Origin of the sequence: Salegentibacter sp. BLCTC, from assembly GCF_015143665.1 — a bacterium.
Classification (GTDB): domain Bacteria; phylum Bacteroidota; class Bacteroidia; order Flavobacteriales; family Flavobacteriaceae; genus Salegentibacter; species Salegentibacter maritimus.
The window spans coordinates 56,742-69,829 of the sequence record NZ_WYEW01000001.1 but is presented as its reverse complement, the minus strand read 5'-3'; the positions used below and the strand labels follow the sequence as shown (position 1 = coordinate 69,829).

The 13,088-nt window shown below is 35.2% G+C and carries 7 protein-coding genes; 3 read left to right on the top strand and 4 right to left on the bottom strand.

Going from position 1 to position 13,088, the window contains the following annotated elements:
- A complete protein-coding gene (locus GUB10_RS00310) occupies positions 1-1,134 on the bottom strand; it encodes a hypothetical protein (RefSeq protein ID WP_193709456.1) in 1,134 nt (377 codons plus the stop codon).
- 314 nt (positions 1,135-1,448) lie between these two features.
- Here GUB10_RS00310 and GUB10_RS15915 point away from each other — a divergent pair, with 314 nt between their 5' ends.
- On the top strand, positions 1,449-6,359 hold the full coding sequence (locus tag GUB10_RS15915) for a gliding motility-associated C-terminal domain-containing protein (RefSeq protein WP_227740261.1): 4,911 nt from the start codon (positions 1,449-1,451) through the stop codon (positions 6,357-6,359).
- Positions 6,360-6,421: 62 nt separating this feature from the next.
- A complete protein-coding gene (locus GUB10_RS00300; RefSeq protein ID WP_227740260.1) occupies positions 6,422-7,351 on the top strand; it encodes a PorP/SprF family type IX secretion system membrane protein in 930 nt (309 codons plus the stop codon).
- 188 nt (positions 7,352-7,539) lie between these two features.
- Here GUB10_RS00300 and GUB10_RS00295 read toward each other — a convergent pair whose 3' ends face one another.
- From GUB10_RS00295 to GUB10_RS00285, 3 genes are all read right to left on the bottom strand, one after another.
- Positions 7,540-7,992, bottom strand: coding sequence for a cold-shock protein (locus GUB10_RS00295; protein WP_193709455.1), 453 nt, complete (start codon positions 7,990-7,992; stop codon positions 7,540-7,542).
- Positions 7,993-8,288: 296 nt separating this feature from the next.
- The gene (locus GUB10_RS00290) at positions 8,289-8,999 is read right to left on the bottom strand and encodes a TVP38/TMEM64 family protein (RefSeq protein WP_193709454.1); all 711 of its coding nucleotides are present in this window, start codon (positions 8,997-8,999) and stop codon (positions 8,289-8,291) included.
- Between the two features lie 5 nt (positions 9,000-9,004).
- Positions 9,005-9,862, bottom strand: coding sequence for an SdiA-regulated domain-containing protein (locus GUB10_RS00285; RefSeq protein WP_193709453.1), 858 nt, complete (start codon positions 9,860-9,862; stop codon positions 9,005-9,007).
- An 885-nt stretch (positions 9,863-10,747) separates the two neighbouring features.
- Between GUB10_RS00285 and GUB10_RS00280 the strand changes: the two genes are divergently transcribed.
- Positions 10,748-13,045 (top strand): penicillin-binding protein 1A, encoded by a 2,298-nt coding sequence (locus GUB10_RS00280; RefSeq protein WP_193709452.1) that lies wholly within the window; start codon positions 10,748-10,750, stop codon positions 13,043-13,045.
- Positions 13,046-13,088: the final 43 nt, after the last annotated feature.

Genomic DNA, 13,088 nt, shown 5'->3' with positions numbered 1-13,088 from the left:
CTAATCTTTCTTTTCTGTTTCAAATTGTATTTCCAACTTTTGAGCATTTAGCAACTGCTGTTCGTCAAAAGACTTCTTCAATAGTTCTTCTGCCCTTTCCTGGTAATTTAAAGCCGATTTTAAGTCATTTCTTTTTAAGGCGATAGCTGCAAGCTCCTTGTTTACCCTGTATTCCAGCTTAAAATAATTTCCTTTATCGTTCATTAGTAAAGTCAAGCCCTGCAAAAGATACTGTTCTGCAAGCCCTACATTTCCCTCTTTTTTGGCAAAGCCACTCTTTATACCAAGTACATTGATCCATTTTTCTGAAGAAGCTTCATCTTTTTCAAGTTTATCTTCGGCAAATTTGAGGTAATAAAATGCTTTCTCCTTACGAACTTCCATGGGTTCGCTAGACCATTCAAGATAAAAATTTGCAATATTGATACAGGTGATTACAAATGTATCGCCACTTACTTCTTTTGGGTTAGATTGCTGAAGTTCAAATGATTTTCTTAGATATTGAAAAGTGCTATCTAACAATTTTTTTTTCCTGGTTTCTCTATAACGTGCCAGGTACATACTGGACATTCCGTTATTTACATTTACCTGTAAATTGATATCTCTTGCTTCAATAGCATATTTCTTACATTTTAAGATGTATTTTTCCATCTTTTCTTCATCCCCCCACCTACTGTAGGTGCTATATAAAAGATAATTTAGATAGTATTTTGTTGTTAAATCGGTATTATTCCCCTCTAGATACTGCAAGCCTGTTAGAGCATCTTTCACCACATCATCGGGCAAATTAAGGTGATAGTTTAGATAAGCTTTGGCCCTATAGGCTACAGCTTTAGAAGTATTATTTTTTGCCTTTTCCGCAGCTTCAAAACTAAGATCCAATAGTTTCTTCCCCATTAAAAGGCTATCTCTGGAAACGTAAAGGCCGCTTTGATAAGCATATAGATAGGCAAGATCGTCAGCCGAATTGGTTCTATAAATCGTATTCTTTAAGCTTTCAATTGCTTCCTGCGTCTTATTTTGCATTTGAAGCAACTCTACAGAATCGAGTGCCTGCCTTGTGCTTTCCAAAATATTTTGCGCTCTGCTAAGCGTTCCAGATAATAAAAGGGCTAGAAATATAAAAATCCTCATTTAATGATATGCTGCGTTGTATCTACAAAAATAGAAACTAATAGAAAAGAATCAGGCTTAACGCAATTAAAATGGTCTCTTTTTCCATCGTGTATCTAATTTCAAAGAACTGTTTATCAGTACTTAAAAATAATTGTAGATAGTATGTATATACAAAAATCATAAAGTAGATACTATGTAGCGTTTTCAATAGACCTCATTTTCTTTTTAATGTTGACTTTTACATCAATCATTTAGGCACTAAATAAAGGTTTAAGCCATTCAACATTTTTAGAATTAACAATAACCATTTGAATTGAATAAGTTTTGTTTTGATGAAATATATTTTCAGCTCCGTTTTTGTACTTATAATTAATACAATGTTGACTGCACAAACTACGCCTGTGCCCGATGCCAATTTCGAAGCTTTTTTAATTGCCGAAGGTATAGATACAAATGGAACTACCGGAGATATTTTAAATTCAGATGCTACTAATGTTACAACATTAGATGTCTCTGTGAACAACATCACAGATTTCTCAGGACTTGAGGCTTTTGTAAATATCCTTTCATTAGACCTTAACGGAAATCAATTTGCAACTTTACCATTAAGTACATTAACTGATTTAGAAGAATTGAGGTTTAGCGGTAATATGGCCCTCGCAAATCTAGATCTTTCTGCAAATACCCAACTTAAAATAATTATTGCGCGCTCTAATGGCAATACCAACAATGCGCCTATCACTACTATAGACCTTTCTTCAAACACTCTTTTAGAAGAAATAGAAATATATAACTTCTTTAATCTATCTAGCGTCATATATCCCAATACAAATACCGTTAGGGATATATATATGCTACTACGTTCTAATATCAATGTAGATTTTTCAGACTATGATAACCTAGAACATCTTTTTTTGAGCACCAACTTCAATAATTCATTAACAATTAATGCCCTACTCCCAAACAACCAAAACAGCTTAAAAACGCTAAGCTGCCAGGGCGGAAATATTACCAATGTAAACGTTTCTAATTTTCTTGCTTTAGAACAGCTAAGACTCCAAACTACAAACACCCAAACAATACAGTTACCACAAACAAATTCGCTTAAGGACATACGAATAAGCAATCATTTAATTAATGCTATTTCTTTTGAAAATGCCGCTATGCTGGAGACTTTATATATTCAAAATAAAAGTGGCTCCTCCCCCACAAATATCGATATCACAAAAAACTCACAATTAAAAGTTTTAGTGGCAAGTTCAAATGACATGACCAATATAGATGTAAGCCAAAATAGTTTACTAACCGATATTAATATTCAGAATAACCAACTTACATCACTAGATGTTACCAAAAATAAAGTTTTAGAAGAATTAACAGCATCTTATAATATGTTGTCAGACATTGATGTTAGGCAAAATATACTTCTAAGAAGGCTAGCACTTTCAAATAATGAGATCGCCAATCTTGATGTTACTCAAAACAGGGAATTGCAAAATCTTAATATAGGTAATAATCTTTTTACCGGTACGGGTCTGGATATAACACAGAATATTGCCTTAAGCTCTCTAGATGCTTCCAACAATCAAATTGAATCACTTAATATTACTAAAAATAGTTCACTAGGGAATCTGGTTTTACACCACAACCTCTTTACCGGAACCAATATTATAGATCAATATCACGACATTTGGCAAACAAACGGGGCTTTAAGAGCTTCAGACGAACTGGATGTAAGTTATAATCTCTTGTCGGGGAAAATTCCAGATTTTGCTTCATTGGCCTTAGATGGAAAAACCAATTATTTTGAATTAAAATTTGATAACAACCACTTTCATTTTGGAGATTTTGAAGATGAACATAATGCCTATGTACAATTATTGAGTACATATTGGACCAAAATACCTTCCATTGTCCTTTTTAGAAAATATACCTACTCTCCACAAGCAAAAGTAAATTCAGTAGAATCGTATACTCCCAATGTTAATGACACTATTACATTGAATACTACAGTTAGAGGAAATCAAAATCACTATCAATGGTTTAAAAATGGTACAGCAATTCCCGATGCACCAAATGAGCCTAATTTAATTTTATATAATGTATCCGAATGTGATAATGGTGTATACCATTGTGAAATCACAAGTGATTTGGTGCCATTTGAAAATGGTAATCCCCCCGGAACCAACGGAAAGAACCTACTTTTAATACGAAATGATATTACTGTAGATGTTCGGGGTACAAACAAATCATGTACAAGTGTGGTTAATCCGGCCAATGATGAAACCGGTGTCCCTATAAATACAGGACTTGAATGGAAAGATGATTTTGGCGCTTGTGGTTACCTATTAAGTGTAGGAACCAATGCTGAGGCCAATAACCTTTTAAACAATATTGATGTAGGAAAAACAAGTAATTACAATTTCAGCAATAATCTGGCTCCTAATACTACCTATAATGTTATTGTGGTACCATATTTCTCTGATGGACCATTAAACTCTGGATGTACTATTCAATCCTTTACCACCGGAGGCAATATTACAATTCCTGAATGTAACGAACTTAGTTTGCCAGCACCATCGGCTGCAGATGTGGCTGTGAGTACTCACATAGAATGGACTCGTGTAAATGGTGCAGATGGTTATTATCTAAGTGTTGGCACCAGTGCAGGAAATACCGATATTGTAAATAATATAAATATTACCGGTGGAAATAATAACTCTTACGATATCCCCTCAGACTTACCTTCTAATACGGTAATTTATGTTAACATACTACCGTACAATGCTGAAGGGACAGCCAGTGGCTGTAAAGAATTTAGTTTTACCACAGAAACTATTGCTACTATTCCAAATTGTACTTCAATTACCAGTCCGCTAGACGGTGCAACCGATGTTAGCATCACTGAAAATATTAGCTGGGATGCTGTAGCAAATGCCGATGAATATTATGTAAATATCGGGACAACTACAGGGGGAAATGATCTGGTAAATAATACCGAGCTTACAACAACAACTTATAGCCCTACAACCGATTTCCCTGAAAACACCACAATCTATGTTTCGGTTACTCCTTATAATGCGGTAGGAAGTGCCGCAGGATGTACAGAAATAAGTTTTACGACAGAAAACTTAGCAACACCAAGTATTCCAAATTGTACTACAATTAGCAGTCCGGTAGATGGTGCAACCGATGTTAGCATCAGTGAAAATATTAGCTGGGATGCTGTACCAAATGCCGATGGATATTATGTGAATATCGGGACAACTCCAGGAGGAAATGATCTGGTAAATAATACCGATCTTACAACAACAAGTTATAGCCATACAACCGACTTCCCTGAAAATACCACTATCTATGTTTCGGTTACTCCTTATAATGCGGTAGGAAGTGCCACAGGATGTGCAGAAATAAGTTTTACCACAGAGAGCTTCACAACACCAAGTATTCCAAATTGTACTACAATTACCAGTCCGCTAGACGGTGCAACCGAGGTTAGCATCAGTGAAAATATTAGCTGGGATGCTGTACCAAATGCCGATGGATATTATATAAATATCGGGACAACTGCAGGGGGAAATGACCTGGTAAACAATGCCGAGCTTACAACAACAACTTATAGCCATACAACCCATTTCCCTGAAAATACCACTATCTACGTTTCGGTTACTCCTTATAATGTGGTAGGAAGTGCTAAGGGATGTACAGAAATAAGTTTTACCACAGAAAGTTTCGCAACACCAAGTATTCCAAATTGTACTACAATTAGCAGTCCGGTAGACGGTGCAACCGATGTTAGCATCAGTGAAAATATTAGCTGGGATGCTGTACCAAATGCCGATGGATATTATGTGAATATCGGGACAACTCCAGGAGGAAATGATCTGGTAAATAATACCGATCTTACAACAACAAATTATAACCCTACAACCGATTTCCCTGAAAATACTACAATTTATGTTTCGGTTACTCCTTATAATGCTATTGGTAATGCTACAGGATGTACAGAAATAAGCTTCACCACAGAGAGCTTCGCAAATCCGAGCATTCCAAATTGTTCTACAATTACCAGTCCGGTAGACGGTGCAACCGAGGTTAGCATCAGTGAAAATATTAGCTGGGATGCTGTACCAAATGCCGATGGATATTATGTAAATATCGGGACAACTGCTGGAGGAAATGACCTGGTAAATAATACCAATCTTACAACAACAAATTATAGCTATACAACCGACTTCCCTGAAAATACCACAATCTATGTTTCGGTTACTCCTTATAATGCTATTGGCAATGCCACAGGATGTCCAGAAATAAGTTTTACCACAGAGAGCTTCGCAAATCCGAGCGTTCCGGATTGTACTATAATTACCAGTCCGCTAGACGGTGCAACCGAGGTTAGCATCAGTGAAAATATTAGCTGGGATGCTGTACCAAATGCCGATGGATATTATATAAATATCGGGACAACTACAGGGGGAAATGACCTGGTAAATAATGCTGAGCTCACAACAACAACTTATAGCCCTACAACCGACTTCCCTGAAAATACCACAATCTATGTTTCGGTTACTCCTTATAATGCGGTAGGAAATGCTACAGGATGTACAGAAATAAGTTTTACCACAGAGAGCTTCGCAAATCCGAGCGTTCCGGAGTGTACTACAATTACCAGTCCGCTAGACGGTGCAACCGAGGTTAGCATCAGTGAAAATATTAGCTGGGATGCTGTACCAAATGCCGATGGATATTATATAAATATCGGGACAACTCCAGGGGGAAATGATCTGGTAAATAATACCGAGCTTACAGCAACTAGTTTTAGCCCTACAACCGACTTCCCTGAAAACACCACAATCTATGTTTCGGTTACTCCTTTTAATGCTATTGGTAATGCTACAGGATGTACAGAAATAAGCTTCACCACAGAAACTACTAATATTATTGTAAGCGAAACAAAATATGGCTTTTCACCTAACGATGATGGTATTAACGACTATTGGGTTATTGGGGGAATAGAGAATCATCCTAACAATATAGTTTCCATATATAATCGCTGGGGAGATATTGTATTCCGTATTCAAGGTTATAATAATCAAAACAATGTTTTTAGGGGAATAGCTAACAAATCAACCAAACTTGGAGGTAGCAACTTACCTTCAGGAACGTATTTCTTTACCATTGAAAATATCACTAAAAACCATCGACTTAAAAAATTAAAAGGCTTTCTAGTCTTAAAGCGTTAAAGATCCTCTATGGATTTTTAAGAAAAATGATTGTTACTATTCAAATAACTAAATAGAAATAAATGGCTCAGAAAGTTTACATGACTAAAAAATATAAAACGGCCATAACCACTTGTTTTATTGTTTTTATATGCACCTATATTTCTAGTGCACAACAAACCGCTTTATTCCCGGAATATAATTACAATCCTTTTATATTAAATCCTGCTTATTCCGGAATTGTTGAAAGCCCTGAAGCGTCTATAAGCAATTATGGGTATTTAAATAATATAGAAGGGAGCCCAACAACACTTAGTTTTAGTTTCCATACACCCATTAACAACAATAAAATGGGTTTGGGAGCAGCAGTTTTGCACGATAAAATAGGGGTAACCACCAGTACAAGAGCATTTGTGGCCTATTCTTATAAAATATTTTTCGATGTGGAGAATAATCGGCCTTATTGGCAAATATACGATCAGAATGTATTGTCCTTTGGTATTACCGCTGGCGTGCAACAGTTTAATGAAAATTTATTGGATTTGGGCATTACCAATGATCCTAAGTTTGATGAAAACATACATGCCAATATTCCCACAATGGGAGTGGGTATTCTATACAATAGGGCAAACTTTTATCTGGGAGTTTCAGCTCCCAATATTTTAGGCGATAAACTAGCATCAAGAAATGATTTGAACCTGAGTAATCCGTTTTATGGTTATTTCGGATATCGTTTTTTCACTAATAGATTTCAGGAAATTATGATTAAACCTAGCGCACTTTTAAAATATGAAAATGGAGCACCATTACAAATAGATGCGAATATTGCCGTAAATTTTAAAAATAAGTTTGAAATTGGCACTGGATATAGAAGTAGCCATTCTATAAATTTTCTAGGTGGAATTTATGCCTTACAAAATTTTAAGTTTGTTTACTACTATAACTTCGCCCTAATAAAGGGGATACTAGGAAATAATCACGGTATTATCGTAGCCTATAAGTTTCTAAACTAATTTTAATGGCTCGTTATCAAGCTGATCTTAATTTTTAATTCTAAAAAACTACAATCTCCTGAATGTAAAAATAAACACTGTAGCACTTCGTATTTATTCCACCACAAAGCCTAAAACTTTTATTAAAGATTGGGAAAAATAAAAAGGTTTAGCAATATGCATTACCAAACCTTATTGTTACTATAGGTCTACTGCTGTTTTACTCGTACAGCATTCATACCTTTCATTCCTTTTTCAAGTTCAAAGCTTACCTTATCATTTTCATTAATCTCATCGATTAATCCGGTAACGTGAACAAAATACTTTTCGTTATTTTCTGAGTCGATTATAAATCCAAAACCTTTAGAATGGTCAAAAAAGGAGACCTTTCCATTTCTTACAGGATCTTCCTCTGGTAAATCTTCTTTCTTAGGAATACCAATTTCTATACTTTCGGCTTCAACTTCAACCTTTTGGGAAGGATCTGGTGGTGTATCAGTAAGATTACCATCTGCATCTACATAAGCGATCATATCCTCAAAGCTACCTCCTTTATTTGAGTTTTCTTTTCGCTCCTGCTTTCTAAGCTCCTTCTCCTTTCTTTTTTTTATTTTCTTTTTTTCTTTTTCAGTTTTACTAAATGTCTGCTGCGATTTGCCCATTAGTTATGTTTAATTAATAATTAGGTGAGTAAGCTTGGAATTACCTGAAGAGATTACCGGTAGTGGCAAGGCTAATAACCATCTATATGTAAAGAAAGTTAAGAATCCCTGTTAGGATACAGCTTAAACTTTTACAAAGATAAGTGATAGAAATTAAAATACTTAATTTGAAGGAGATAAATTATTTTATGCTAAAGCCAGGTGACCATTTAGTAGATTTTTCAGGTCTCAAGATAAACCTCTCAGCATTAAATTTGGGTTACCGGGTAAATAATTTATAAATTTAAATACTTGACCTAATTTTTATTCCCTCGTTTATTTTTATCCCACCAAACATATAAAATAAAAATTATTAAGCTTACAATAGACCCCCAGAGTAGACCGGTTTTTAAACCACTTGTACTTTTTCCTATAATGGCTATAAAAATAGTTAATGGTGCGATTCCAACCAGTGTGGCTCCAATAAAACGCCAGTAGCCCATTTTAAGAATGCCACCTACAAAACTAATGGCATCGTTAGAAAGAAACGGATTTATCCTGGTTACAATAACTGCCCAAAAGCCATAATCTTCAATAAAATCTTCTATTTTATTTTCATTCTTTGGGCCAATTAATTTCTTTACGATCACAGGACCAAAATACCTTCCTATAAAGTAACCTACACTGGAGGCCGAAAAAATTGCAGCAAAAATAATTAAGCTTCCAAAGATAGGTCCGTAAGCCAGAATAGAGACTACCATTAACGCAACCGATGGAATTACTATTAAAAACATTTGTGCCACCATGGCCAAAATAAGAACTGTTGGTCCCAGCCATCCAAATTCTGAAACCCAATTGGTTATTCTTTCTTCATCATTACTGGTTAAAACACTCCAGGCTTCTGAAAAAAAATCTTTAACTCCGGGAATAAAAAAATAAGCCGCAACAAGGGCAATTATTATAGTTCCTGATACTATTAGGGGTGCTTTACTTTTCTTAACTGACGTGGTCTCTATAGAATCGGCCATAAACCTTATTTGGTATTTAGTTTAACTCTTAAAATATTTGCAGGCTGTCTTCGGCTTTCGTTAGAAATATACAAGCGGTTTTTTTCATCAAAATCTAAAGCCTCGGGTTGCGGAAAAGTCTCTGTGTCTAAAATATGAATATTACTTTCTGTTCCAATTTTTTGGAGGATAATAAGTTTTGGTTGATTTCCTTCTAAAACATATAATTCTCCCGTTTTTGGATGAAACCTTATGGCAGAGGGCCTAATTACCTGTGATGCCTTCCCCCCTACTAAATCTTTATAGATTTTAGCTTCACCATCCAGGCTTACAAAAGTTTGCTCTTCTACAGTTTTAGTAGAAAGATTAAAGGCATAAATTTCCTTAATAGCTTTACGATTATTATATTCTTTTACAGCAAAGAGCAAACGATTATTTACTCTATCTATTTCCAAACTTTCCACATCATTTATATCTAATCCCGATACCTGATAACTATTCGTTTTAAAACTTTTACTCCTAAAATTTTTAACCTCAATAATTTTGGCATCGCTTCTAAGTACATAAGCCGTATCTTCCAGAACAGCAATATCTTCGTAATCGCCAGGTTCTCCAAATTCAATTCGCGATGTAATTTTTGAGGTTTCCAAATTAAAAATAAAGATGGTACCATCTTCATCCTGGATACAAGCCATTTCATTATTTCCTAAATAACTGATACCTGAAATTTCTTCTAGAATGGGTGGTAATTCCCACTTCTTTTCAATAGAATAGGTTTTATTAGCATCATCAAAAGAAATATAACTATTGTCCTTAAAGATCCAGTATATAAGTCCGGCTACAATAAAAATTGCAGCTATAATCCCCAAAATTATTCTATTCATTTTCATAAGGTTTCTAGAATAAGATCCTAAAGTAAGTTTATTCCTAAGCTTTGCCTGTATAATTAAATATTATTAACAGACGAATTTAAAAATTAGCTTAAAAAGCAAGTCCAAAACCCGTCAAAAACCCCCTAATTTGTTAAAAACAAGTTAATTTAGTACTATTTATAACATAGTACTGTAACAAATAAGATTACTAACAGTCTATTAGGTATAACATTTAAATTATAGAAATTATGAAAACTTCAGAAACCATTAGCAGAGCATTCTTTAATCAGGAAAGAAATAGTACTAAGAAAAACTGGAATAGTAAAAGACGTTATTTAAGATAATCCTAAAACCTAGAAATTATGAAAACTTCAGAAACCATTAGCAGAGCATTCTTTAATCAGGAAAAAAATAGTACCAAGAAAAACTGGAATAGTAAAAGACGCTATTTAAGATAATCCTAAAACCTAGAAATTATGAAAACCTTTCAAAACAATCGTCCTTTTTTAAATCAGTTAAAATCAAACCATCGTAGTAATTGGGATATAAAACGTCGTTACTAAAAAAACTTAACATTATGAAAATCCACGGATATATCAACCGAAATTTTGGAAGCGTAAGAGATTGCCAGTTATATGGGAAAAAGCCAAATATTAAATTTCAGGAAAATTTTACAAGAAACAACTGGCATTTAAACCATCAACCTATGTGTTGATCTTAAAATAAATTCTTTATGAAATGTATTATTCCTTAGCCGGCACAATGTAATTTGTAACCGGCTTTTTTATAGCCAATTTTAGATACACCTGAAAACCTGCACTTTTAAAACTTAAAAAATCTTTAAATAGGAAACCCTTTTTATATGGTATTTGTTTATTTGTAACAATAAAATTTACTATGCTCAATAAAATTAAAAGGAAACCCTGGCTTAAATGGGCTTTCATAACTCTGGTAAGTCTTTTTAGCGTTTTTATAATATTTTTTGCCAGCATTTATTTTGGAGCCTGGGGTGAACTCCCTTCCTCTACCGAATTAAAAGAACTCAGACAAAACAGGGCTACAGAGGTTCTGGCCGATAATGGTGAACTTATTGGGAAATTTTATGTTTTTGACCGGCAACCCATTACATTTGAAGAACTTCCCAGTCATTTAATTAACGCACTGGTCGCAACTGAAGACGCACGCTTTTTTGAACACAACGGAATTGATAACCGCAGTCTTCTAAGGGTGCTTTTTAAATCTATTCTACTTCAGGACGATTCTTCCGGTGGTGGTAGTACTATTAGCCTTCAATTGGCAAAAAATATCTACGGAAGAAAAGATTATGGACCGCTTGGAATTGTTGTCAATAAATTTCAGGAAGCCATTATCGCAAAAAGGCTGGAAGATATCTATTCAAAAGAAGATATTCTCAAACTTTATTTCAATACGGTACCTTTTAGTGATAATACCTACGGAATAGAGAGTGCTTCTATGAAATTCTTCGGGAAACATACCTCAGAAATCAATCTTGAAGAAGCCGCCGTTTTAGTAGGCACATTAAAAGCATCCCATTCTTATAATCCAAGAATTTTTCCTGAAAGAAGTCGGTTGCGAAGGGATGTTGTTTTAGAACAAATGGGAAAGTATGGCTATTTAACAGAGGCCGAAGTAAATGAAGCAAAGCAAAAAGCATTGGTTCTTAATTACAAAAACTATGGTCACGATAAAGGATTGGCTCCCTATTTTAGGGCGCAAATAAGAAAAGACTTGAGTAAAATCCTGGATACATTAAAAAACAAGGATGGTAAAAAGTTTAATATTTATAGAGATGGTTTAAGTATACACACCACCTTAAATTATAAAATGCAAAGTTTGGCCGAAGAGGCTTTAAAAGAACATTTGCGGGCTCTTCAAAAACAGCACGAAGAAGCCTGGGGAAAGAGTGCCCCCTGGTTAACAAATCAAAACATAGTAAAAGAAGCCCTTAAGAAAACCTCGGCCTGGAAAAAACTGGCCACGGAAGGCAAAAGTGAGAACCAAATTCTGGAAATTTTAAATAGAAAAAAATCAATAGAACTTTTTGATTACGATAAAGTTGAAACTAGAAATATTAGCACTAAAGACAGTGTAGCACATTATTTAAAATTCCTAAACGCAGGGATGCTGGCCGTTACACCACAAACCGGTGCGGTACAGGCCTGGGTTGGCGGCATAGACTTTAGATATTTTAAATACGATCATGTTTCACAAAGTAAGCGCCAGGTAGGCTCTACATTCAAGCCGTTTGTTTACACCGCAGCCCTTGAGAACGGGATGGATCCATGCACCTACTTTTCGGCAAGAGAAGTAAGTTATGCCAATGGCTGGACTCCTTCTAATTCAGGAGGTGATGAAGAAGATCCGCATATAAATTATAACTTAAAGGAAGCGCTAAGTAAGTCCATGAACACTATTGCCGTTAAAGTACTTATGGAGACAGGAATTCAAGCGGTAGTGAACCAGGCAAAAGCTATGGGTATAAATTCTGAACTCCCCAAAGTTCCATCAATCGCATTGGGAACGGCTTCTTTAAGTCTAACCGAGTTAACCAGGGCTTATACGCCATTTGTGAATAATGGAAAAACGAGTAAGCCTTTTTATATCTCCAGAATTGAAGATGACCAGGGAAACATTTTAGCTGAATTTAAGCCTGAAATTTCAGAGGCCCCATCTATTTCCGAGACCAACCGAAAAATCATGATAGACATGATGAAAGCTACGGTAAACCAGGGAACGGCCACCAGGCTAAGAACCACTTACGGATTAAGTAATGATATTGCGGGCAAGACAGGTACTACACAAAACAATAAAGATGGCTGGTTTGTGGGTATTACCCCCAACCTACTTGCAGTTACCTGGGTTGGTGCCGACGACCATAGAATAGGCTTCAGAAACACCTATATTGGCCAGGGAGCAAATTCGGCATTACCAATTTTTGCTAAACTCATGCAAAAAATGAATATGGATACCAGCTTTAACGATATCACAAAAGCCCGGTTTGCTCCTATCTCTTCTGAAATTAGTGAAATGTTGGATTGCGATCCTGTAAAAAGAGACGGTTTTTTTAAACGTTTATTTGGTGGAAGCGATAAGGATAAACCTGAAAAAGAGGAGAAAAAAGAGAAAAAGAAAGGCTTCTTTAAGCGCCTTTTTGGTGGGAAAGATAAAGACTAGATACTATAGAAAACAAACTTACTAAAGTACTATAAAAGGTCCA

What these genes read in the sequence shown, in the direction of transcription:
- GUB10_RS00300 (WP_227740260.1), top strand. Translation starts at nt 6,422, where the DNA reads ATGGCTCAGAAAGTTTACATGACTAAAAAATATAAAACGGCCATAACC.
- GUB10_RS00295 (WP_193709455.1), bottom strand. Translation starts at nt 7,992, where the DNA reads ATGGGCAAATCGCAGCAGACATTTAGTAAAACTGAAAAAGAAAAAAAG.
- GUB10_RS00280 (WP_193709452.1), top strand. Translation starts at nt 10,748, where the DNA reads ATGCTCAATAAAATTAAAAGGAAACCCTGGCTTAAATGGGCTTTCATA.
- GUB10_RS00285 (WP_193709453.1), bottom strand. Translation starts at nt 9,862, where the DNA reads ATGAATAGAATAATTTTGGGGATTATAGCTGCAATTTTTATTGTAGCC.
- GUB10_RS15915 (WP_227740261.1), top strand. Translation starts at nt 1,449, where the DNA reads ATGAAATATATTTTCAGCTCCGTTTTTGTACTTATAATTAATACAATG.
- GUB10_RS00310 (WP_193709456.1), bottom strand. Translation starts at nt 1,134, where the DNA reads ATGAGGATTTTTATATTTCTAGCCCTTTTATTATCTGGAACGCTTAGC.
- GUB10_RS00290 (WP_193709454.1), bottom strand. Translation starts at nt 8,999, where the DNA reads ATGGCCGATTCTATAGAGACCACGTCAGTTAAGAAAAGTAAAGCACCC.